The sequence below is a fragment of the Klebsiella sp. G-Nf4 genome (genome assembly GCF_002810615.1).
GTDB classification, from domain to species: Bacteria; Pseudomonadota; Gammaproteobacteria; order Enterobacterales; family Enterobacteriaceae; genus Klebsiella; species Klebsiella variicola.
In genome coordinates this window covers 202996-224822 of sequence record NZ_PION01000003.1, presented here as the reverse complement: position 1 = coordinate 224822, position 21827 = coordinate 202996, and the positions used below count along the sequence as shown (strand labels likewise).

Sequence of the window (21827 nt, the reverse complement as noted above, 5' to 3'; positions counted from 1 at the left end):
GGGCCAGCGCCGCTGGCCCTTCCATCATTTATGTCTTCTTCTCCGACACGCTGCTGCCGGCCGTTTTGGCCAGATGCAGGCTGTCGATCATCCCCACCAGACAGATCAACGCGATAAAGACAAACGACAGGCGAAAGCTGATCCCCGGCAGCGTGGAAAGGTGCAGCCAGTCGCCGACCTGCTCACCCAGGCGAATACCAATTGCCCCGAGCGTGATCCCCAGCCCCACAGCCAGCTGCGACGCGGTACTGAACAGCGTATTGGCATCACTCATCTGCGCGGCGGGGACATCGGCAAAAGCCAGCGTGCTTACGCCCGTAAACTGGATAGAGCGAAATACCCCGCCGAGATAAAGGATCAGCATGATGGCCCAGACCGGCGTCTGTGGCGTGAGCAGCGCGCAGGCCAGCAGTGAACAGACGTTCAGCGCACCGTTGATCAACAGCAGCCGGCGAAAGCCCAGCCAGCGGATCAGCGGCGTGGTGGCGGGTTTGATGGTCAAATTGCCGACAAACACCGCCAGCACCAGCAGGCCGGAGTGGAAGGGATCCATGCCGAACCCTACCTGAAACAGCAGTGGCAGCAGAAAGGGGACCGCGCTGATGGAGGAGCGGAACAGCGAGCCGCCGTACATCGTCACCCGGAACGTAGGTACCTGTAGCGCGTCGAGACGAACCATCGGCGCCGTCGCCCGGCGGAAGTGGCGTATAGCATATGCCAGACAGCCGAAGCCAAGCACGGCGAGGGCCAGCGTCGGCCAGATCTGCGGCTGGCGATCGCCGAGCCGTTCCATCGCGGTGACCAGACTGACCATCGCGACTGCGGTGGTGATAAAGCCGGTGAGATCGAAGGAGCGCCGTTCCGTTTCGCGAATATCAGGGATAATGCGCAGCGCAAGGATGATGGCTGCAAGGCCCAGCGGGACATTGATAAAGAAGATCCAGTGCCAGCTGGCGTAGCGGGTGATAAAGCCGCCTAAAGGCGGGCCGATAATGGGGGCCACCAGCGCCGGCCAGGTGAGGGTAGCGATGGCTTTGATCAGCAGGTGTTTCGGCGTGGTTCGCAGTACCGCCAGGCGACCGACGGGGACCATCAGCGCGCCACCGATCCCCTGCAGGATACGCATGGCGACAAAGGTATGCACCTCGGTGGAGAGGCCGCAGAAGACCGAGGCAAGGGTAAAGATCGCCAGGGCGAGGGTAAAAATAGCGCGAGCGCCGAAGCGATCGGCGATCCAACCGCTGGCTGGGATCAGTACCGCGAGGGTGATCAGATAGGCGCTGATGCCGATATTCAGTTCGACCGCGGTGACGCCAAAATCTTTCGCCATATCGGGCAGCGCGGTGGCGATCACCGTCCCGTCGAGAAACTCCATAAAAAAAGCACCGGCCACCAGCAGCGCAGGCGCTGAAAAAGCACGTTCGTCTCTGGAAGAGATCGTGGTAGTCATGTTGTTAATGCCATCAAGAGTGTGAACCTGGGCAAAGCGGCAGGAGAAGTTCCGCCAGCCAGTAGGGCAGATAAAAAAACCTGCGACGGCAGGTTTTTTTATCTGTGACGATTTAGGGTACTATTACGCTCCTGAAAAAAGGAGTAATTAATGTCTCAACATCTTACCGAACACGATGAGCTGGTTTCCGATGTGGTTGCCTGCCAGCTGGTTATCAAACAGATCCTCGACGTCATTGACGTCATTGCGCCCGTGGAAGTGCGTGAAAAAATGACCACTCAGCTGAAAGCTATCGACTTCGCCAGCCATCCGGCCTCTGCCGATCCGGTGACCCTTCGCGCGGTGCAAAAAGCGATCGCGTTGATTGAGCTGAAGTTTACCCCGCAGGAAGAAACGCATTAATAACAGGCCTCGCCGGTCACCGGCGGGGCCTTCTTCTTTAATGGGAAATCACGGTCTGCGCAGGCGCAGGGGCCGTATCTTTGAACAATTTGCTGTTGCCCCAACACTCTTCGTAGCGGTGGCCGACCAGATCTTCCACGATAACTCGTACATCCGGCGCGATATCGCTGATTTTTCCGCCCGCTTTGATCCGCGCGACTTCCTGCAACACCACCAGATGGGCTTTACGATCCAGCTTCATCTGCTTGCTGAAGACGATGGCGGCCAACGCTAACGCGATCACCCCGACGCAGAATACCACTGCGATAGCGGTCACCGCGCTTTCCGGTTGGCTGTGCGCTTTTGACTGGAAACCGTAGAAGCTCAGGATCGCCCCCATCGAGAACACCACAATCGAGCGCAGAATTTTCCCTGAGAAGGTCATGGCGCCGGCATAGATCCCTTCCCGACGGCGTCCGGTGTAGATCTCATCGACATCGGCCAGGAAGGTGTAAACGGTCCAGGGAATGTAGTAAACCCCGCCGGTACCCAGGCCGAACAGCACGGTAATGCCGAACATCAGCACCGTCGCCAGGCCTGACGGCAGATGGAAGAACCACAGCGAGGTATACAGCAGGACCGCGAAAATCACGATCCCCAGCGCCAGGATATAGGGTTTGCTGAAGCCCTTTTTCACGCACAGGCCGATAAACAGCGCCGTAGAGATCAGCTGCAGAATCGAGTTCAGGCTATTCAGTCCGGCGACCATCGCCGGGTCATGCTGCAGAACGAATATCACGAAATAGGTGAAGATGGAGGCAAACAGCCATTCAGCGCCAAACCCGCACAGGTACATACCGAGATGTTTGCGGAATACGCGCAGGTAAAAGGTGGAACGCATATCTTTTGCCAGCGACAGCAGGGTGCTCAGTAGTCCTTTTTTCGCGCTGGTTTCCACTTCTTCCTCGCGTTCGCGCTCCCAGCTGCACAGCCACAGGCAGGAAATCGCGACGATCAGGATAGCGCCGTAGGTCAGACCGGTGAGGAAGAAAGGGGTGGCAGAATCTTTGCCATACAGCAGAATGAACTGTCCGGGAATAAACGCCGCAAGGAAGTTGGCTAGCTTGCCGAAAATGGCTTTATAGCCGGTCAGTTTTGAGCGCAGCGAGAAATCATCGGTCATCTCTGTCGCCAGCGTTTCATAAGGCACCATGATAGAGGTGTAGATGATCTCAAACACCACATAGGTGCAGAGGTAGTACCAGAAACTCAGGCCTTCCACCCACAGCAGCGGGTAGAACATCATCAGCGGAATACCGATTAGCAGAAAGAAACGTCGGCGGCCGAAGCGCTTGCCTAAGCGCGTTTTGCCAAAGTTATCGGTGAGATAACCCATCAGCGGGTTGCTGATAGCATCAATGATGCTGGCGACGGAGAAGATAAATGAGGCCTCGATCAGCGTCAGGCCGCAAAAGGTCGTATAAAAATAGAGCAGCCAGGCGCCGCTTATCGCCAGTGCGCCACTCCCCAACAGATTACCACCGCCGTAAGCTAACTGATGGCGTAACAAGATCGGTCTTCCCTGCAGCCCTTCAGGGGCTGAAGCCGTATATCTAGCCATAAAAAAATAAACCTCGTGTTTTATATTTTTGAAACACTGTTTTTATATTTCTTTGTGGCTTGATAAAAAGTGACCGCGCTCACTAATCCCTGAGAAGGGATAGCGGTGACGTGGGAATGCGATCGCGCTAAAACTTTTTTATTCTATTGGGGAATAAATGAGGTGGGAAAATTGACATAACTGATTTAAAGCGAGAGACGGGGCAGCGCGGTCGCGCTCCCCCGGCAGAGCGAAGTGTCCGACTAATGTGGCTTCCGCGATTCCCCGACCAATGCCATCAGACGCCGATCGGTCTGCTCCATCCCGAGACCGGCTTTATCGGCGTTGCGGATTTCCTCAAGCACGCTTTGCAACAGCAGACCATCCTGTTGCTGCTCCTCCGCCAGCAGCGTCAGAAATCGCCAGGTGTTATCGTCGCTGTGCGCTCTGGCTTCTTCGGCAAGACCGCTCAGCATCCTGCTACGCTGTTGGTAATCGCTCAGGGTTTGGGTAAACAGATCTTCCAGCGAGGTACACTCGGGATTACAGGCGTGGTCGGGATTCACTATCGGCCAGCTGCCGGCTTTTTTCAGATAATCAAACACGCGCATGGTGAGGGTGATGCTGCTTTGCGCGCGGGTGCGCAAAAATGTTGCGGCGCCGTCGAACCGATGCCGGGCGCACCACTCGCTTAAATTCAGGTAAACGTTAGAGGCGTGAAACTCAAGGTTCATTTGGGTGTTTAGCTTTTGTGCCATTCCTGGAACTGCCATAAAAATATCCTTATTAACCTGGAAGGGGTTACTGATGCGTGTCGACGGATCCTGCGGATAACCGCAAGATAAAATAGTGACACGCTGCACTGTTGCAGAATAATAAAACTCTACACATTCCATATGGTCGGGTAATTTTTCCCGTTTGCCGACGATTTAAGAATACTCGCTGAATGGAATTAAGAAAACTCTCAAGTGCGGTAATTTACGTTTTGTTACACCATTATTTGTGAGTAGCGTCAGGATTGAGATTATGCGCCGTTGGCGGGGCTTGCTGGCATCGGGCTAGTGATAAGTTATAGATATTTGACTACGAAATTTTTCTTAGAACAGAGCGAAATAACTTATTTCAACAGTAATGTTTCAGGCTAATGAAAATTATTTTTATTTTTTGTTGCAGGCTTTTTTTGAAGAGGAATATATTTTTTTCAATTCGGAATAAATTACGCAAAAGATCCGTTTTTTCGCGATATTAAGTGGGCCACGTAGCCCAGCCGTGTGAGGCTGCTTGTCACAGGAAAAAGTGAAAACGCGATCGGCCTTCACGACGCCGTCAACCTCCGGTGATAACAGCGTTGTAACCCTCCGTTAAACACCCTCTGACATCACAAGGATAAGTCTGCTGGTGGTATAGATGATCCTGCTATATGTCGCTAAAATTGTATGACAATTATGTCTTTTTTTATGTCATTTTTTGCTAAATGTATGTACGCAATTACTGTAATTCCGCGATGTGATAATGCTCTCGTATGGAGAAATAATTTCCGGGTATTACTACTCTAACAACGGCAGTGGGGAATGTGATTTTTCTAATGCCTTGTTTTGATGCCGATAAAATTGTTAATTCCGATTTTTCCCTACATGAAAGCGAATTAAAGCTGGAGTTTACCATGCACAAATTTACTAAAGCGCTGGCGGCCATTGGTCTCGCTGCGGTTATGTCACAATCAGCTATGGCGGAAAATTTAAAACTGGGTTTTCTGGTGAAACAACCGGAAGAGCCATGGTTCCAGACTGAGTGGAAATTTGCTGATAAAGCAGGAAAAGATTTAGGGTTTGACGTCATTAAGATTGCGGTTCCGGATGGTGAGAAAACCCTCAACGCGATCGATAGCCTGGCGGCCAGCGGCGCGAAAGGTTTTGTCATCTGTACCCCCGATCCCAAGCTCGGGTCGGCGATTGTCGCCAAAGCGCGCGGCTATGACATGAAGGTCATTACCGTCGATGACCAGTTCGTCAACGCCAAAGGTAAACCGATGGAGAGCGTGCCGCTGGTGATGATGGCGGCCAGCGAAATCGGCGCCCGCCAGGGGCAGGAGCTGTATAAAGAGATGCAGAAACGCGGCTGGGATGTCAAAGACACTGCGGTAATGGCTATCACCGCCGATGAGCTGGACACCGCCCGTCGTCGCACCACCGGCTCCATTGATGCCCTGAAGGCAGCCGGCTTCCCGGACGCGCAAATCTACCGCGTGCCGACAAAATCTAACGATATCCCGGGGGCGTTTGACGCCGGTAACTCAATGCTGGTCCAGCACCCGCAGGTGAAACACTGGCTGATCGTTGGGATGAACGATAACACCGTGCTCGGCGGCGTGCGTGCCACTGAAGGCCAGGGCTTTAAAGCACCGGATGTGATTGGCATCGGCATCAACGGTGTGGATGCGGTCAACGAACTGTCGAAGGCGCAACCGACCGGCTTCTATGGTTCCCTGCTGCCAAGCCCGGATATTCATGGCTATAAAACCAGCGAAATGCTCTACAACTGGGTCACCAAAGGCGTTGAACCGCCGAAGTTTACGGCGGTGACCGATGTGGTGCTGATTACCCGCGATAACTTCAAAGAAGAGCTGGCGAAAAAAGGGCTGTAACAGCCCGGTTGAACTGGCCCCCGCCGCGGCGGGGGCTGAGTGCTGAAGAGCGGAGTCGTTATGCAACAGTCTACCCCTTATCTCTCATTTCGCGGCATCACCATGACGTTCCCTGGCGTAAAGGCCTTGTCCGATATCAGTTTTGACTGCTACCCAGGACAGATCCACGCGCTGATGGGCGAAAATGGCGCAGGCAAATCGACGCTGCTGAAAATTCTCAGCGGTAACTACATCCCGACCGCCGGTCACCTGCAGATCGGCGGCCAGCAGATGGCGTTCAGCAATACCATGGCGGCGCTGAACGCTGGCGTGGCGATTATCTACCAGGAGCTGCATCTGATCCCGGAGATGACCGTCGCCGAAAATATCTATCTTGGCCAGCTGCCGCACAGAGGCGGTATCGTCAACCGATCGTTGCTCAATTATGAGGCCCGCCTGCAGCTGGAGCATCTGGGGCTGGATATCGACCCGGAGACGCCGCTGAAATATCTCTCCATTGGCCAGTGGCAGATGGTGGAGATTGCCAAAGCGCTGGAGCGCAACGCCAAGATCATCGCGTTCGATGAACCGACCAGTTCGCTCTCCGCCCGCGAGATAGACAACCTGTTTCGCGTTATCCGCGAACTGCGGGAGGAGGGGCGGGTCATCATCTATGTTTCGCACCGGATGGAAGAAATTTTCGCCCTCAGCGATGCCATCACCGTCTTTAAGGATGGCCGCTATGTTTGCACCTTTGACGATATGCCGAGCGTCAGTCATGACGCGCTGGTCCAGGCAATGGTGGGACGCAATCTGGGGGATATTTACGGCTGGAAGCCTCGCCCCTATGGCGAAGAGCGGCTGCGCCTGGAGGAGGTCAAAGCGCCGGGCGTGCGTACGCCGGTCAGCCTCTCGGTACGCAGTGGTGAAATTGTCGGCCTGTTCGGGCTGGTGGGCGCCGGTCGCAGCGAACTGATGAAAGGCTTATTTGGCGGGACGCGGATCACCGGCGGTCAGGTGTATATCGATGGCCAGCCCGTCGACATTCGTAAACCGGCCCAGGCCATTCGGGCCGGCATGATGCTGTGCCCGGAAGATCGCAAGGCGGAGGGGATTATTCCGGTTCACTCCGTGCGCGACAACATCAATATCAGCGCCCGGCGCAAGCATATTCACGCTGGCTGCCTGATCAACAACGCCTGGGAGGCGGACAACGCCGATCAGCATATCCAGTCGCTGAACATTAAAACGCCGGGCCCGGAACAGCTGATCATGAACCTGTCTGGCGGTAACCAGCAGAAAGCGATCCTTGGCCGCTGGCTGTCGGAAGAGATGAAGGTGATCCTGCTCGATGAGCCCACCCGCGGCATCGACGTCGGCGCCAAACATGAAATTTACAACGTGATATATGGCCTCGCCGCCTCAGGTGTTGCCGTGGTGTTTGCCTCCAGCGACCTGCCGGAAGTGCTGGGCGTCGCTGACCGCATCGTGGTGATGCGCGAAGGACAAATCGCCGGCGAACTGCTGCATGAAGAAGCCAATGAACAGCAGGCGTTAAGCCTTGCGATGCCAAAAGTGAGTCAGGCTGTCGCCTGAGTAAGGAGTAAATGATGTCATCAGTGACTACGTCCGGCGCTACCCGCTCTGCCTTTAGCTTTGCCCGCATTTGGGATCAGTTTGGCATGCTGGTGGTGTTTGCTGTGCTGTTTATCGGCTGCGTTATTTTTGTGCCCAACTTTGCCTCATTCGTCAATATGAAGGGGCTGGGGCTGGCGATCTCGATGTCCGGGATGGTGGCTTGCGGCATGCTCTTCTGCCTGGCCTCCGGCGATTTTGACCTGTCGGTGGCGTCGGTTATCGCCTGCGCCGGGGTGACCACCGCGGTGGTGATTAATCTCAGCGAAAGCCTGTGGCTGGGGATTGCCGCCGGCCTGCTGCTGGGCGCGGTCAGTGGCCTGGTCAACGGCTTTGTCATTGCGCGCCTGAAGATTAACGCCCTGATCACCACCCTCGCGACGATGCAAATCGTCCGGGGCCTGGCCTACATTATCTCCGACGGTAAAGCGGTGGGGATCGAAGATGAGCGTTTCTTCACCCTCGGCTATGCCAACTGGTTTGGTCTGCCGGCGCCAATCTGGCTGACGGTCGCCTGCCTGGTGGTTTTCGGATTATTACTAAACAAAACCACCTTTGGTCGTAATACGCTGGCTATTGGCGGCAATGAAGAGGCGGCGCGCCTGGCCGGGGTCCCGGTGGTGCGCACCAAGATTATTATCTTTGTTCTCTCCGGTCTGGTATCGGCCGCCGCGGGGATCATTCTGGCGTCGCGGATGACCAGCGGCCAGCCGATGACCTCGATTGGCTATGAGCTGATTGTTATTTCAGCCTGCGTGCTGGGCGGGGTATCGCTGAAGGGCGGGATCGGCAAGATCTCCTACGTGGTCGCCGGGATCCTGATCCTCGGGACCGTGGAGAACGCGATGAACCTGCTGAACATCTCGCCATTCTCACAATACGTCGTGCGCGGTGTGATCCTGCTGGCGGCGGTGATCTTTGACCGCTACAAACAAAAAGCCAAACGTGCGGCCTGATTTTAGGCCGAACTTTTAAGTCTACAGAGTAATTACCGCCAGCGCCCGTTTCGCTGGCGGTAATTATCAAAAATGGCGAGGTTGGTCACACTGTCTATACTTACATGGCTAACATATAATTAACAACCAGCTTCGGCTGGCCATGATAAGGAGGAAACAGGGTGGATAACCAGATATCTGTACCGCCTGCGCTAACCGGAAACTACGCTTTTTTCTTTGACCTCGACGGTACTCTTGCCGATATCCAACCGCACCCCGATCAGGTGGTGATACCCGACAACACGCTGCAGGCGCTCAACGCGCTGGCCCAGCAGCAGGGTGGGGCGGTGGCATTGATTTCAGGGCGCTCAATGGCTGAACTTGACGCGCTAACCCATCCCTGGCGGCTACCGCTGGCCGGTGTTCACGGGGCAGAACGCCGTGATATCAATGGTAAAACCTATATCGTATCTCTGCCGTCGGCGCTGCGCGATGAAATCGCGGCTGAACTGACCTCGGCGCTGCAGGCGCTTCCCGGCTGCGAGCTGGAGAGTAAAGAGATGGCCTTCGCGCTGCACTACCGTCAGGCTCCGCAGCAGCAGAGCGCGGTGCTGGAGCTGGCTCAGCGCATCGTTCAGCGCTACCCGCTGCTGGCACTGCAGCTGGGCAAGTGCGTGGTGGAGATTAAACCCCGCGGAGTGAACAAAGGGGAGGCGATCAGCGCCTTCATGCAGGAGGCGCCGTTTGCCGGTCGCGAACCGGTTTTTGTCGGCGATGATTTGACCGACGAGGCGGGATTCAGCGTGGTTAATCAACTGCAGGGGATGTCGGTAAAAGTCGGCGCAGGGGAAACTCAGGCGCACTGGCGGTTGGCGGATGCCGCCGCTGTAAGGACGTGGGTGCAACATCTGGCGTATGACGCGCAAATCGAAAGGAGGGATGACCATGAGTCGTTTAGTCGTAGTCTCTAACCGTATCGCCTTACCGGACGATAAAAAATCGAGCGCTGGCGGCCTGGCCGTCGGCATCCTGGGGGCACTTAAAGCGGCGGGGGGTCTGTGGTTTGGCTGGAGCGGCGAAATTGGCGATGACCAGCAGCCGCTGAAGCAGGTCTCCCGCGGAAATATCTCCTGGGCGTCGTTCAACCTGAATGAACGGGACCATGATGAATATTACAACCAGTTTTCCAACGCCGTGCTGTGGCCGGCCTTCCACTATCGTCTTGACCTGGTCAGCTTCCAGCGCGAAGCCTGGGAGGGGTATCTGCGGGTCAACGCGATGTTGGCGGACAAGCTTCTGCCGCTGATCGAGCCAGACGATACGCTGTGGATCCATGATTACCATCTGCTGCCTTTCGCCAGTGAACTGCGTAAGCGCGGAGTGAACAACCGGATCGGCTTCTTTTTGCATATTCCATTCCCGACGCCGGAGATTTTTAACGCGCTACCGCCGCATGCCGAGCTGCTGGAGCAACTGTGCGATTACGATCTGCTGGGCTTCCAGACCGAAAGCGACAGAACCGCCTTTCTTGACAGCATTGCCATGCAGACCCGACTCTCCGATCTCGGGGACAAACGCTATCAGGCATGGGGTAAGGCGTTCAGTACTGAGGTTTATCCGATTGGGATCGATCCGGACGAAATTACGCGCAACGCCAAAGGCCCGCTGCCGCCGAAGCTGGCCCAGCTGAAGAATGAGCTGAAAAATGTGAAGAATATTTTCTCCGTGGAGCGCCTTGACTACTCGAAAGGATTGCCGGAGCGATTCCTTGCCTATGAGACGCTGCTTGAGAAGTACCCTCAGCATCATGGCAAGATCCGTTATACCCAGATTGCGCCCACTTCCCGTGGCGATGTGCAGGCCTATCAGGATATCCGTCACCAGCTGGAAACGGCATCCGGACGCATCAATGGCCAGTTTGGCCAGCTTGGCTGGACCCCGCTCTACTACCTGAACCAGCATTTTGACCGTAAGCTGCTGATGAAGGTCTTCCGCTACTCTGACGTCGGGCTGGTGACGCCGCTGCGTGATGGCATGAACCTGGTGGCGAAAGAGTATGTCGCGGCGCAGGATCCGGATAACCCCGGGGTGCTGGTCCTGTCGCAGTTTGCCGGGGCGGCGCAGGAGCTGACCAGCGCGTTGATCGTCAACCCTTACGATCGCGATGAGGTGGCCACCGCGCTGGATCGTGCTCTCAGCATGCCGCTGGCGGAACGTATCGCCCGTCATTCGGCGATGCTGGACGTGATCAGAGAGAATGATATTCATAACTGGCAGGCGCGCTTTGTCGACGATCTGCAGCATATTTCGCCGCGCAGCGAGGAGAGCCGCCTGCGGGGGAAGATAGCCACCTTCCCTAAACTGGCCTAGTTCAGGAAAAGGGCTAACCGGCGTTAGCCCTTTTCAAGGGAAACCAGCAGGACATCGACGCCGCTACTGCCGACGATATTTTTCGCCGAGCAGGTGGCGCGCGAGAAAAGCGAGTGGTTGTGATTGCCGCAGATCACCAGATCGACCTTGTGCGACTGGCAAAAGTCTTTGACATGGTGACCCAGTTCGCCGCAGGCGATGGTCATTTTTTCTATCGGGTAGTCCGCCTGACGTGCCAGCTCATTGAGAAACTCCCGCGTTTCTTCCTGCATCAGCTCACGCAGATTTTCCATCATCGGTGCGGCGAACTGGTTATACATCTCCGGGTCCGTGGCGAAGGTGATAAAGCTCACTTTCGCGTTAACGGGGCGGGCGATCGACACCGCTTTTTTAATTAATATCTGACTCTCCGGCGTTGGCGCGACGGCAACCAGCAGATGTGAATAAGGCATCAGGCCTCCTTGAGATACGCGGAATAACCCTTTCTTCCATTCTTTACTCCTGTTTCCCCAGCGGCGCAAGGGCTGCTCCCGTGATTTGCGACGCTCTTCGCCAGTCCGTGTTTTCTCCACAAGATCACATAAATGAACCCATCTTTTTATTTAAAAGAAATGCTGTTTTATAAATGAGTGAAGTGGAGGCATCGTCTCTTTGTCCTTTTGCCACCGGCGGTTGTTCCGTGGCAAAAACACAAAGGTAACGTCGTTTCACTGCTTTTAGTGTAGCCAGGTACCCACTCCCTTCCGGTGGCAAATCCGGAACGATTGTCGGCGTTCTTTTAATAAAAGACACAGGATCACGGCGATGAAAACACGAAAAATTGGACTGGCTAACTACCTGGCCTACGGCGCGGGCGATTTCCTCGGCGCCGGCACGACGGCGCTAACCGCCGCATGGCTGCTCTACTTTTACACCACCTTCTGCGGACTCTCCCCAATAGAGGCCACGCTTATATTTGCTTCTGCCCGCGTGCTGGATGCGGTGGTGAGCCCGCTGATGGGCTTTCTTACCGATAACTTCGGCACCACCTGGCTCGGCAAGCGCTTCGGCCGCAGAAAATTCTTTATTCTGCTCGGTATCCCGTGCGTATTCAGCTATTCAGCGATGTGGGTCGGCGAGATGGGCTTCTGGTACTACCTCGTCACCTATCTGCTGTTTGATATGGTTTACACCATGATTCTGGTGCCCTACGAAACGCTGGTGCCGGAGATGACCGATGATTTTAAACAGAAAACCAAATTTTCCGGCGCGCGCATCTCGATGGCGCAAATGTCGGCGATTTTAGCCTCCTTTCTGCCGGGGATCCTCCTCACCTGGCTCGGTAAAGACAATGCCAGTTCATTCTTTTATGCCAGTCTGGTGTTCTCGGTCCTGTGCGCGGTGATGCTGACCTTCGTCTGGTGCTTCACGTGGGAACGGCCGCGTGAGGCGTGGTCAGAGGCGGCGCTGCGGGCGGAAGCGGAAAAACAAAACTTAACCCTCGCCCAGAGCCTCAATCGCCTGGTGATTGAGCTAAGCTCCACGCTGCGGATAAAAATTTTCCGCCAGCACCTCGGCATGTATCTGGGGGGCTATATCGCCCAGGACGTCTTCAATGCCGTGTTTACCTATTACGTGGTCTTTGTCCTGATGCAGGAAGCCTCTGTCGCCTCGAATCTGCTGGGGACGATGGCCATCTTCCAGTTTATCGCGGTGATCGCCATGATCCCGCTGTGCATTCGCTTTGGCCCCGCGCCGTCCTACCGCATGGTGGTGGTCCTGTTTGGCCTGAGCTCGCTCTCGTATGCGCTGCTCTATTACGCCGGACTGAGCGACGTCTATTCCTTATTGCTGCTCATCTCTGCTGTCGCCGGACTGGGACGCGGCGGGATTAATTACGTGCCGTGGAATACCTATACCTATATTGCCGACGTCGACGAGGCGATCACCGGCCAGCGCCGCGAAGGGATTTTTGCCGGCATCATGACGCTGACTCGCAAAGCCTCGCAGGCGGGGGCGGTCATGCTGGTGGGCATCATCATGCAACTGTCGGGGTTTGTTTCCGGGCAAAAAATACAACCGCCAGGCGTGAGCCATACCATTTTACTGATCCTCAGCGTCGGCACCCTGGTGGTGTTAGCCTGCGGCTTCCTCGTCTCGCTACGCTTCAAGCTCAACCTGCACACCCATAGCATCCTGCGCAGTGAAACCCTCAGAATGCGCGATCTCGGCTGTGCCCAGCCGGAACAGACCCGTGCGGAACACCGCGCGGTGGTCGAGATGCTGGCGGGGATGCCTTACGACTGCCTGTGGGGCAATAACAATATTGGCTATCTGAATCGTCATAAACCTGCTGCCCCGGGGCTCACCCAGGGCGGCGCTTTGAATTCGACATACACCCGAGGTTAACAACATGAAAGTTTGGCCGGTCAAACATAGCCCATTACTGTGTCAGCCTGAGCGTTTTATCGCCCGCAGCGAACTGCAGGCACTGATCCGCAACGTGACGCAAAACCTGGTGAATATTAAGGATGAGAGCGGGCAATTTTTACTGCGCCTGGATGACGGGCGCGTGATCGATACCAAAGGCTGGGCCGGCTGGGAGTGGACCCACGGCGTTGGGCTGTACGGCATCTATCAGTATTACCAGCAAACCGGCGATATCGAGATGTGCGATATCATCGATCGCTGGTTTGCCGACCGCTTCGCCGAGGGGGCAACGACCAAAAACGTCAATACGATGGCCCCGTTTCTGACCCTGGCTTACCGCTTTGAAGAGACCGGCCGTATGGCATATCTGCCGTGGCTCGAGAGCTGGGCGGAGTGGGCGATGCATGAGATGCCGCGAACGGAGCAGGGCGGCATGCAGCACATGACCCTGGCGGAGGAGAACCATCAGCAAATGTGGGATGACACGCTGATGATGACCGTGTTGCCGTTAGCCAAAATTGGCAAGCTGCTTAATCGCCCGCAGTATGTGGAGGAGGCGACCTATCAGTTCCTGCTCCATGTGCAGAACCTGATGGACCGGGAGACCGGGCTGTGGTTTCACGGCTGGAGCTATGAGGGGCGGCACAACTTTGCCCGAGCGCGCTGGGCGCGGGGCAACAGCTGGCTCACCATGGTGATCCCGGATTTTCTGGAGCTGGTGGATCTCCCCGAGGGGAACGCGGTACGGCGTTATCTGATGACGGTACTCGACGCACAGATTGCCGCCTTAGCAAAATGCCAGGACGACAGCGGCCTGTGGCATACCCTGCTGGACGATCCGCACTCTTATCTTGAGGCCTCCGCGACCGCCGGCTTTGCCTACGGCATTCTCAAAGCGGTGCGCAAGCGTTACGTCGGGCAGCACTATGCCGGGGTGGCTGAAAAAGCGATTCGCGGGATTGTGCAGAATATTTCGCCGCAGGGGGAGTTGCTGCAGACCTCGTTTGGCACCGGAATGGGGTCAGACCTTGATTTTTATCGCCAGATCCCGCTGACCTCGATGCCCTATGGCCAGGCGATGGCGATCCTTTGTCTGACCGAGTATCTGCGTAAATATTTCTGAGCAGAGCGCCCCGCTGGCGGGGAGCCGAATAAAACTAACCCGGCTTTCGCCGGGTTACTGGTTACATACGCTCTACGGTTTCGATACCCAGAGTATCGAGACCCAGCTTGAGGGTTTTCGCTGTCAGCAGCGCCAGCTTCAGGCGGCTGTTGCGGATCTCCTCGCTTTCCGCGCTGAGGATCGGGCAGTGCTCGTAGAAGCCGGAGAACAGCCCCGCCAGATCGTACAGGTAGGCGCACATCACGTGCGGCGTCCCTTCGCGAGCGACCACGGAGAGGGTCTCTTCAAACTGCAGCAGGCGCGCGGCCAACTGGGCTTCGCGATCTTCGGCGATGACCACCGGCGCATCGTTCATCGCGTTTTCGTCGATGCCGGCTTTACGGAAGACGGAGAGCACGCGGGTATAGGCATACTGCATATACGGCGCGGTGTTGCCTTCGAACGCCAGCATATTATCCCAGTCAAAAACGTAATCGGTGGTGCGGTTTTTCGACAGATCGGCATATTTCACCGCGCCGATACCGACCACTTTCGCCAGATTTTCCAGCTCGTCAGCCGACATGTCCGGGTTCTTCTCCGCGACCAGGCGACGGGCGCGCTCCAGCGCTTCGTCCAGCAGATCGGCCAGCTTCACGGTGCCGCCGGCGCGGGTTTTAAACGGCTTGCCGTCTTTACCCAGCATCATACCGAACATATGGTGCTCCAGCGGCACGGCGTCCGGCACGTAGCCTGCTTTACGCACGATGGTCCACGCCTGCATCAGGTGCTGGTGCTGACGGGAGTCGATGTAATAGAGCACGCGGTCGGCGTGCAGCGTTTCATAGCGATACTTCGCGCAGGCGATATCGGTGGTGGTATAGAGGTAGCCGCCATCCTTTTTCTGGATGATGACGCCCATCGGTTCGCCTTCCTTGTTTTTGTACTCATCAAGGAACACCACGGTGGCGCCTTCGCTCTCGACGGCCAGCCCTTTGGCTTTCAGATCGGCGACGATCCCCGGCAGCATCGGGTTATACAGGCTCTCACCCATTACGTCATCGCGGGTCAGCGTCACATTCAGGCGATCGTAGGTGATTTGGTTTTGCGACATGGTGATGTCGACCAGCTTACGCCACATCTGCAGGAAGTACTGATCGCCGCCCTGCAGTTTAACCACGTAGCTACGCGCGCGCTCGGCAAAGGCTTCGTCTTCATCGTAGTGCTTTTTCGCTTCGCGATAGAAACCTTCGAGGTCGGCCAGGGCCATTTCACCGGCGTTTTCCTGCTGCTGTTTTTCCAGATACGCGATCAGCATGCCAAACTGGGTGCCCCAGTCGCCGACGTGGTTGGCGCGGATCACCTTATGACCCAGGAACTCCAGGGTACGGACTGAAGCATCACCAATGATGGTCGAACGCAGATGGCCGACGTGCATCTCTTTCGCCACGTTGGGGGCCGAGTAGTCGACGACGATGGTCTGCGCCTGCGGTTTCGTGACGCCCAAGCGCTCAGACTGCAGCGCGCGGTTGACGTTGTCCGCCAGAAACGCGGGATCGAGGAAAATATTGATAAAGCCCGGCCCGGCGATTTCAACCTTGCTGGCAATGCCGTTGAGGTCAAGATGAGACAGTACCTGCTCTGCAAGTTGTCGCGGCGCCATGCCCAGTTTTTTGGCGACAGCCATCACGCCGTTGGCCTGATAGTCACCGAACTGAACTTTTGCTGACTGGCGGACCTGAGGTTCGCAATCGGCAGGCGCGCCTGCCGCGATCAGGGCCTGGCTGACTTTTTCTGAGAGAAGAGCCTGAATATTCACCGGAATACCTTACGTGTAATGCGCCTGCCCCCGAGGGAGGCGGCGCCATAATGTGGACAAATTAGGGCGGGAGTATACTGCATTTGTCCCCGTCCGTCAGCATTGCGCGCGGCGCGGCGGCGTGCGCAATCCATCGCCGTTCGGTTGCCCGTCAGCAGGGCGGCGGTTGGTCCGCAGGCCGAAACACGGTAAATTACCTTTTCATTACTGACGAGCATCATTGACGAGTAAACCCATGGCAAACTGGCAGCAAATTGAACAACTGGCCGATATTACGGCTGATCTCCCGCGATTTTCCGATGCGCTTCAGCGCTTCACTGCGCGACTGGGGCTGGAGATAGCCGGACTTGATGCCGACCATATCTCCCTGCGCTGTCATCAGAATACCACGGCGGAACGCTGGCGCCGCGGTCTGGAACAGTGCGGAACCCTGCTGTCGGAGAATATGATCAACGGCCGGCCCATTTGCCTGTTCAAACTGGCGGAGCCGGTCTGTGTGGCGCACTGGCGCTTCCATATCATTGAGCTGCCGTGGCCGGGTGAAAAGCGTTATCCCCATGAAGGCTGGGAGCATATTGAAATTGTCCTGCCTGGCGATCCGGCAACCTTAAATGCCCGTGCTCTGGCGCTGCTGGCCGATGACGGACTCAGCCAGCCGGGGATCGTCGTCAAAACCAGTTCGCCGAAAGGGCAGCATGAGCGTCTGCCGAACCCCACTCTGGCGGTGACCGACGGTAGCGTGACGGTGAAATTTCATCCGTGGTCTATTGAACAAATCGTCGCCAGCGAGCAAGCTGATACATAACAGTGTGAAGCGGCGCGGCGTCTGTGGCGCGAAATCGTGACATGCTCGAAGGATGGTCTGGATCAGGGAGAGGGAAATGGCGGTACTGGAAGTCTGTTGCTATAGCGCGGCGTGCGCCCGGGAGGCTGAGCGCTGCGGTGCCGATCGCATCGAGCTCTGCGCCGCGCCGCAGGAAGGGGGATTAACGCCCTCTTATGGGGTGCTGGTCTCGGTCCACGAGGCGATGACCATTCCGGTGCATCCGATTATTCGCCCCCGCGGTGGCGATTTCTGCTACACCGAGGCGGAGTTCGCCTCGATGCTTGCCGATGTTCAGATGGTACGTGAGCTGGGGTTCCCTGGTCTGGTGACCGGTGTGCTGGATGCTGATGGCCATGTGGATATTCCGCGGATGAAAAAAATAATGGCCGCGGCCGGGCCGCTGGCGGTGACCTTTCATCGCGCGTTCGATCTGTGTGCCGACCCGCGTCAGGCCTGGAATACACTGGGTGAGCTGGGGATTAAACGTATCCTGACTTCCGGTCAGCAACCCTCAGCGGAGAAAGGTATTTCATTAATTACGGAACTTATTGCCGCAGGGGATACTCCAATCATTATGGCCGGTGCGGGAGTCCGCGCCGCGAACCTGCCGCTGTTTCTGCAGGCGGGGGTGAAAGAGGTTCATAGCTCTGCAGGCCAGTGGTTGCCATCGGAAATGCGCTTTCGTCATCCAGGCGTTTCGATGTCAGCCGATCCTGATGCGGACGAATACAGGCGCTACGCCGTTAATGGCGAAGCGGTGGCGGAGATGAAAAGGATTATCTCCGCCTGGAGAAGTTAAACGGTTTTTTGCTGCACATCATGTCGCCCAATATGATGATTGCCCGTACCAGGCCCCTGCCCATTAAACAGGGGCCTTTTTTTATCTCGCTTTTTTCGCCAGCGACTGCTGCGTTTCCGGTTTGGTGGCGATAATCACCGCGCGCAGCGGAGCCGGATAGCCTTCCACGGTTTTGCGCTGATCCTGCGGGTCGAGGAAATCGGCCAGTGATTCACTGGTCATCCATTCGGTGCGCCGCTGCTCCTCAGTCGAGGTGACGCAGGCATCGACGATGCGCACATCGATAAACCCGCACTTCTCCAGCCACATTTTCAGGGCCGCCGCCGAGGGGATAAAATAGACGTTGCGCATCTGCGCATAGCGTTCGCCCGGAACCAGCACCGTATTTTCATCCCCTTCGACCACCAGCGTCTCCAGCACCAGCTCGCCTCCCGGCGCTAGCTGATCTTTCAACTGCCACAGGTGGTCCAGCGGCGAGCGGCGATGGTAAAGCACGCCCATCGAGAACACGGTGTCAAAAGCTTCCAGCGCCGGCAGCTGTTCGATACCCAGCGGCAGCAGATGCGCCCGCTGATCGTTACCGAGCAGCTTACGGACCGCTTCAAACTGGCACAGGAACAGCTGGGTGGGATCGATGCCGACCGCCAGATGTGCGCCGGCGCCGATCATTCGCCACATGTGATAGCCGCTGCCGCAGCCCACATCGAGGATAGTCCGCCCGGTGAGATCGGACAGGTGCGGCAGGACACGCTCCCACTTCCAGTCAGAGCGCCATTCGGTATCAATGTTAATGCCGTACAGCGAATAAGGCCCTTTGCGCCATGGCATCAGGTTTTTTAGCAGATTTTCTACCCGCAGCTGATGGCCTTCGCTAAGCGGCGTTTCGCTCTCGGCGGTGACGCTGTGCAGGAGGTCCAGACGCCAGGGCGTTAATTCAGGGAGAAACTCAACGGCACGCTCCCATTCGCGAAACTTGCCGTGCAGGGCTTCGCGCTGCCAGGCGGCTACCTGAGCTGGCAAGGTTTCCAGCCAGTGAGACAGCGGGCTTTTGGCGATCAGCTGATAGAAATTACTGAAGTCGATCATGCCTGCTCCCCGGATTTTACTGCCACCAGCGAGCCAAAGTTAAAGCACTGGAACCATAGTTCGGCATGTTCAAACCCAGCCTGACGCAGGCGGGCTTTATGGGTTTCCACGGAGTCCGTCAGCATCACGTTTTCCAGCATGCTGCGTTTCTGGCTGATCTCCAGCTCGCTGTAGCCGTTAGCGCGTTTAAAGTCATGATGCATATTGAACAACAGTTCGCCAACGTGGGAGTCTTCGAAGCTGAATTTCTCCGAGAGCACCAGCGCGCCGCCGGGGTTGAGCCCCTGATAGACTTTATTCAGGATCGCCTGGCGATCGCCTGGCTCGAGGAACTGAATGGTAAAGTTCAGGATAACCAGCGAGGCGTTTTCAATGGCCACCGCACGGATATCCCCTTCAATCACCTCGACCGGCGTCGGGGCTTTATAGGCGTCAATATGACGGCGGCAGCGTTCCACCATCGCCGGGGAGTTATCGATGGCGATAATGCGACATCCCGGATGGCTAATACTGCGGCGCACGGAAAGGGTGGCGGCGCCCAGCGAACAGCCAAGATCGTAAACCTGGGTGTTGGGCTGAACGAAGCGCTCGGCCAGCATGCCGATCATCGAGATGATATTGGAATAGCCGGGCACAGAACGCTGGATCATATCGGGGAAGACTTCAGCAACCCGTTCATCAAAGGTCCAGTCGCCGAGGCTGGCAATCGGCGCGGAAAAAAGCGTATCGCGGTGAGACATAACGTTAAACCCGAAAAAACGAAAACGGCGTATTGTGCGCTAACGGAGGGAGAAAACCAACTCCCAGGGCATATACCAGAGATTGGCCAGCACCATCAGCAACAACGCGCACCAGGTCGCGCTCATGCCGGAGCGGCGCCAGTGGTAGACGCGGTGATGAAAACCCCAGGAGTGCATCAGTCGCCCGACAATCAATAAAATGCCGCAAACGTGCACCATCCAGGTCTGGGCGCCATTCATCTCCATAAATAGCAGCAAAATGAGGCCAATCGGCACATATTCGACGGCATTACCGTGAACGCGGATGGCAACCTGCAGCTCGCTAAAGCCGCCGTCACCGTAGCCCACATGGTACTGGGTGCGTAAACGCACCACGTCGAAAGAAAACTTCACTAACAATAACGCACCTAAAACGGCATACAGCGCGCTGACCATACGAAAACTCCCTTTAACTCTGGCAGATGGCTCCGATTATGATAGCAGGATATCAGAAAAGGGAGGATTGCTGCGGAATCGACGGCGCATTTCCTGCCGCCGGCAGGGCGGTGCGCAGATCGCTCCACAGCGTATCGACCAGCGTCGGCGCGTAAGCAATGTCAGGGGTATGCAGGAACAGCCACGGGGTGCCAGACTGATGCCACTTCGGCAGGGTCTGCAGCCAGACGCGAAACAGTTCCCGGTTGTGGGCCATGTCGTCACCGCCGATAAAGCGTACCATCGGCTGCCGGGCGGTCATCACCGCATGTACCGGCACTTTGGGTTTCTTTTTCTGCGCGTCGATCATCGCCGGGCTGGTGGCTGCGGCGCTGTGGACCGGGCGGCTGTCGAGGATCACGCGGTTAACGTTGCGCTCGTGCAGCCCTCGATTGAGCTGCTGTTCCGCTTCGCCTTTGGCGAAGAATTCGGGGTGACGAACCTCGACGCCGTAGGTGAAATCCGTCGGCAGCCCGTCGAGAAATTGCCATAACGCGGGGAGATCGCGAGGACCGAAGGTCGCCGGCAGCTGCAGCCAGTACTGGCCGATGCGCGAGGCCAGCGGCGCCAGGCGGGCAAAAAATTCACTGCTTAACTCGTCGCAATGACGCAGGGCGGCCTGGTGCGAGATGGTGGCCGGGAATTTGAAGCAGAAGCGGAAGTCATCGTGGGTCTGTTCATACCAGCGGGTGACTATCTCCGGCTTCGGCAGCGCATACAGGGTAGTGTTGCCCTCCACGCAGTTAAAGTGGCGGGCGTACTCTTCAAGGCTGGTGATGCCAAGGCGCACCCATTTCGGGTGCGACCACTGGGGAAGCCCAATATAAATCATAGCGCGGCGAGGATCTCCTCGGTGCTGCGCACCCGACCGATGCGCGGGAAAATATGCGTCATGCTGCCCTGATGCTGCTCGGCGGAGGCGGCGCTGCAGGCATCTTCAGCGATGACCAGGTTAAAACCCAGCTCCCAGGCGTTGCGGGCGGTGGATTCGACGCCGATATTGGTGGAGATGCCGCAGAGAATAATGGTGTCGATACCGCGGCGGCGCAGCTGAAGCTCAAGGTCGGTGCCATAGAACGCGCCCCACTGGCGTTTGGTCACTTCGATATCGCTCTCCTGCTTACCGAGCGTGGCCGGGTAGGTCCACCAGTTTTCAGGCAGCGTATGCGCCCCGGCCTGAGCGTCGACAGGCTGTTTCAGCGCTTCAGCGAAATCGGCCGACCAGCCGACGCGGACCATGATGACCGGTGAACCCTGTTGTCGACACTGGTCTGCCAGGCGAGCGGCACGCGCCACCACCTCGTCAGCCCGATGTGGTCCGCCGGCGAAAGGCAGAATGCCTTCCTGCAGATCGATCACCACCAGCGCCGTTTTTTTTGCATTGAGTTCTAACATGGTATCCCCGTATCTTGTTCTGTTGTCAGGCGGCTACAATACCTGCGCGGCTTCTGCAAAAGGGTAACAAATATTGTTAATTTATGTGAGTGTAGACGTTAAGCGCGCAGCAAAGCAGCGTACATCGTGCGTCGGACTTATCGAACGACAGAATTTCCAGTATAATAGCCGCCTTTTTTCATTCAG

At 56.7% G+C, this 21827-nt stretch carries 20 protein-coding genes; 10 read left to right on the top strand and 10 right to left on the bottom strand.

Annotated elements, in window-relative coordinates:
- Nucleotides 1–28: 28 nt before the first annotated feature.
- Nucleotides 29–1450: an MFS transporter gene (locus CWM57_RS09280; RefSeq protein ID WP_100675379.1), complete on the bottom strand. Its 1422-nt coding sequence runs from the start codon at nucleotides 1448–1450 to the stop codon at nucleotides 29–31.
- A gap of 150 nt (nucleotides 1451–1600) precedes the next feature.
- Between CWM57_RS09280 and CWM57_RS09275 the strand changes: the two genes are divergently transcribed.
- Nucleotides 1601–1852: a DUF2766 family protein gene (locus CWM57_RS09275; protein WP_002911524.1), complete on the top strand. Its 252-nt coding sequence runs from the start codon at nucleotides 1601–1603 to the stop codon at nucleotides 1850–1852.
- A 37-nt stretch (nucleotides 1853–1889) separates the two neighbouring features.
- On the opposite strand, the gene CWM57_RS09270 is transcribed toward CWM57_RS09275, so the two are convergent.
- Nucleotides 1890–3401: an MFS transporter gene (locus CWM57_RS09270; RefSeq protein WP_165784173.1), complete on the bottom strand. Its 1512-nt coding sequence runs from the start codon at nucleotides 3399–3401 to the stop codon at nucleotides 1890–1892.
- Nucleotides 3402–3694: 293 nt separating this feature from the next.
- A complete protein-coding gene (locus CWM57_RS09265) occupies nucleotides 3695–4204 on the bottom strand; it encodes a non-heme ferritin-like protein (protein ID WP_100630736.1) in 510 nt (169 codons plus the stop codon).
- 890 nt (nucleotides 4205–5094) lie between these two features.
- Here CWM57_RS09265 and CWM57_RS09260 point away from each other — a divergent pair.
- The 5 genes from CWM57_RS09260 to otsA all read left to right on the top strand — a co-directional run bounded on the left by CWM57_RS09260 (nucleotide 5095) and on the right by otsA (nucleotide 10994).
- Entirely contained in the window at nucleotides 5095–6075 is a 981-nt protein-coding gene (locus CWM57_RS09260) for an arabinose ABC transporter substrate-binding protein (RefSeq protein WP_002911518.1), read from the top strand.
- A gap of 60 nt (nucleotides 6076–6135) precedes the next feature.
- Nucleotides 6136–7650 carry an L-arabinose ABC transporter ATP-binding protein AraG gene (araG, locus tag CWM57_RS09255; protein WP_100675380.1) on the top strand — a complete coding sequence of 505 codons (1515 nt, stop codon included), beginning with the start codon at nucleotides 6136–6138 and terminating at the stop codon, nucleotides 7648–7650.
- 14 nt (nucleotides 7651–7664) lie between these two features.
- Nucleotides 7665–8645 (top strand): L-arabinose ABC transporter permease AraH, encoded by a 981-nt coding sequence (gene araH, locus CWM57_RS09250; RefSeq protein WP_004203438.1) that lies wholly within the window; start codon nucleotides 7665–7667, stop codon nucleotides 8643–8645.
- Nucleotides 8646–8806: 161 nt separating this feature from the next.
- A complete protein-coding gene (otsB, locus tag CWM57_RS09245; protein WP_061154081.1) occupies nucleotides 8807–9595 on the top strand; it encodes a trehalose-phosphatase in 789 nt (262 codons plus the stop codon).
- Nucleotides 9570–10994, top strand: coding sequence for an alpha,alpha-trehalose-phosphate synthase (otsA, locus tag CWM57_RS09240; RefSeq protein ID WP_074385444.1), 1425 nt, complete (start codon nucleotides 9570–9572; stop codon nucleotides 10992–10994). Before otsB ends, otsA begins: the two co-directional genes overlap by 26 nt.
- Nucleotides 10995–11017: 23 nt before the next feature.
- Here the strand turns inward: otsA and uspC are convergent, their stop codons facing one another.
- Nucleotides 11018–11446 carry a universal stress protein UspC gene (uspC, locus tag CWM57_RS09235; RefSeq protein WP_008804235.1) on the bottom strand — a complete coding sequence of 143 codons (429 nt, stop codon included), beginning with the start codon at nucleotides 11444–11446 and terminating at the stop codon, nucleotides 11018–11020.
- 352 nt (nucleotides 11447–11798) lie between these two features.
- Between uspC and CWM57_RS09230 the strand changes: the two genes are divergently transcribed.
- Both CWM57_RS09230 and CWM57_RS09225 read left to right on the top strand, forming a co-directional pair.
- Entirely contained in the window at nucleotides 11799–13382 is a 1584-nt protein-coding gene (locus CWM57_RS09230) for an MFS transporter (RefSeq protein ID WP_061154083.1), read from the top strand.
- A 4-nt stretch (nucleotides 13383–13386) separates the two neighbouring features.
- Nucleotides 13387–14526: a glycoside hydrolase family 105 protein gene (locus tag CWM57_RS09225; protein ID WP_061154084.1), complete on the top strand. Its 1140-nt coding sequence runs from the start codon at nucleotides 13387–13389 to the stop codon at nucleotides 14524–14526.
- Between the two features lie 61 nt (nucleotides 14527–14587).
- Here the strand turns inward: CWM57_RS09225 and argS are convergent, their stop codons facing one another.
- Nucleotides 14588–16321, bottom strand: coding sequence for an arginine--tRNA ligase (gene argS / locus CWM57_RS09220; protein WP_061154085.1), 1734 nt, complete (start codon nucleotides 16319–16321; stop codon nucleotides 14588–14590).
- A gap of 235 nt (nucleotides 16322–16556) precedes the next feature.
- On the opposite strand from argS, the gene CWM57_RS09215 reads away from it, so the two are divergent.
- On the top strand, nucleotides 16557–17126 hold the full coding sequence (locus tag CWM57_RS09215) for a VOC family protein (protein WP_008804239.1): 570 nt from the start codon (nucleotides 16557–16559) through the stop codon (nucleotides 17124–17126).
- 76 nt (nucleotides 17127–17202) lie between these two features.
- Nucleotides 17203–17946, top strand: a complete 744-nt coding sequence (gene cutC / locus CWM57_RS09210; protein ID WP_074385445.1) for a copper homeostasis protein CutC — start codon at nucleotides 17203–17205, stop codon at nucleotides 17944–17946.
- 81 nt (nucleotides 17947–18027) lie between these two features.
- On the opposite strand, the gene cmoB is transcribed toward cutC, so the two are convergent.
- Genes cmoB through CWM57_RS09185 form a run of 5 tightly spaced genes read right to left on the bottom strand, consistent with a single transcriptional unit; the run spans nucleotide 18028 to nucleotide 21641 of the window.
- Complete coding sequence (cmoB, locus tag CWM57_RS09205) at nucleotides 18028–19032, bottom strand: tRNA 5-methoxyuridine(34)/uridine 5-oxyacetic acid(34) synthase CmoB (RefSeq protein WP_100630731.1); 1005 nt, start codon at nucleotides 19030–19032, stop codon at nucleotides 18028–18030.
- Nucleotides 19029–19772: a carboxy-S-adenosyl-L-methionine synthase CmoA gene (gene cmoA, locus CWM57_RS09200; RefSeq protein ID WP_061154088.1), complete on the bottom strand. Its 744-nt coding sequence runs from the start codon at nucleotides 19770–19772 to the stop codon at nucleotides 19029–19031. The genes cmoB and cmoA overlap by 4 nt, the downstream gene beginning before the upstream one ends.
- Before the next feature lie 39 nt (nucleotides 19773–19811).
- Nucleotides 19812–20207: an MAPEG family protein gene (locus CWM57_RS09195; RefSeq protein ID WP_008804243.1), complete on the bottom strand. Its 396-nt coding sequence runs from the start codon at nucleotides 20205–20207 to the stop codon at nucleotides 19812–19814.
- A 52-nt stretch (nucleotides 20208–20259) separates the two neighbouring features.
- Nucleotides 20260–21078 carry a DUF72 domain-containing protein gene (locus tag CWM57_RS09190; protein WP_100675381.1) on the bottom strand — a complete coding sequence of 273 codons (819 nt, stop codon included), beginning with the start codon at nucleotides 21076–21078 and terminating at the stop codon, nucleotides 20260–20262.
- On the bottom strand, nucleotides 21075–21641 hold the full coding sequence (locus CWM57_RS09185) for a hydrolase (RefSeq protein ID WP_100630728.1): 567 nt from the start codon (nucleotides 21639–21641) through the stop codon (nucleotides 21075–21077). Before CWM57_RS09185 ends, CWM57_RS09190 begins: the two co-directional genes overlap by 4 nt.
- Nucleotides 21642–21827 lie beyond the last annotated feature (186 nt).

Bases quoted from the DNA above. Each gene is read 5' to 3' on its own strand.
- otsA (WP_074385444.1), top strand. From the start codon at position 9,570: ATGAGTCGTTTAGTCGTAGTCTCTAACCGTATCGCCTTACCGGACGAT.
- uspC (WP_008804235.1), bottom strand. From the start codon at position 11,446: ATGCCTTATTCACATCTGCTGGTTGCCGTCGCGCCAACGCCGGAGAGT.
- araG (WP_100675380.1), top strand. From the start codon at position 6,136: ATGCAACAGTCTACCCCTTATCTCTCATTTCGCGGCATCACCATGACG.
- CWM57_RS09185 (WP_100630728.1), bottom strand. From the start codon at position 21,641: ATGTTAGAACTCAATGCAAAAAAAACGGCGCTGGTGGTGATCGATCTG.
- CWM57_RS09225 (WP_061154084.1), top strand. From the start codon at position 13,387: ATGAAAGTTTGGCCGGTCAAACATAGCCCATTACTGTGTCAGCCTGAG.
- CWM57_RS09275 (WP_002911524.1), top strand. From the start codon at position 1,601: ATGTCTCAACATCTTACCGAACACGATGAGCTGGTTTCCGATGTGGTT.
- CWM57_RS09230 (WP_061154083.1), top strand. From the start codon at position 11,799: ATGAAAACACGAAAAATTGGACTGGCTAACTACCTGGCCTACGGCGCG.
- CWM57_RS09195 (WP_008804243.1), bottom strand. From the start codon at position 20,207: ATGGTCAGCGCGCTGTATGCCGTTTTAGGTGCGTTATTGTTAGTGAAG.
- cmoA (WP_061154088.1), bottom strand. From the start codon at position 19,772: ATGTCTCACCGCGATACGCTTTTTTCCGCGCCGATTGCCAGCCTCGGC.
- araH (WP_004203438.1), top strand. From the start codon at position 7,665: ATGTCATCAGTGACTACGTCCGGCGCTACCCGCTCTGCCTTTAGCTTT.
- cutC (WP_074385445.1), top strand. From the start codon at position 17,203: ATGGCGGTACTGGAAGTCTGTTGCTATAGCGCGGCGTGCGCCCGGGAG.
- CWM57_RS09265 (WP_100630736.1), bottom strand. From the start codon at position 4,204: ATGGCAGTTCCAGGAATGGCACAAAAGCTAAACACCCAAATGAACCTT.
- CWM57_RS09280 (WP_100675379.1), bottom strand. From the start codon at position 1,450: ATGACTACCACGATCTCTTCCAGAGACGAACGTGCTTTTTCAGCGCCT.
- CWM57_RS09215 (WP_008804239.1), top strand. From the start codon at position 16,557: ATGGCAAACTGGCAGCAAATTGAACAACTGGCCGATATTACGGCTGAT.
- CWM57_RS09190 (WP_100675381.1), bottom strand. From the start codon at position 21,078: ATGATTTATATTGGGCTTCCCCAGTGGTCGCACCCGAAATGGGTGCGC.
- CWM57_RS09260 (WP_002911518.1), top strand. From the start codon at position 5,095: ATGCACAAATTTACTAAAGCGCTGGCGGCCATTGGTCTCGCTGCGGTT.
- cmoB (WP_100630731.1), bottom strand. From the start codon at position 19,032: ATGATCGACTTCAGTAATTTCTATCAGCTGATCGCCAAAAGCCCGCTG.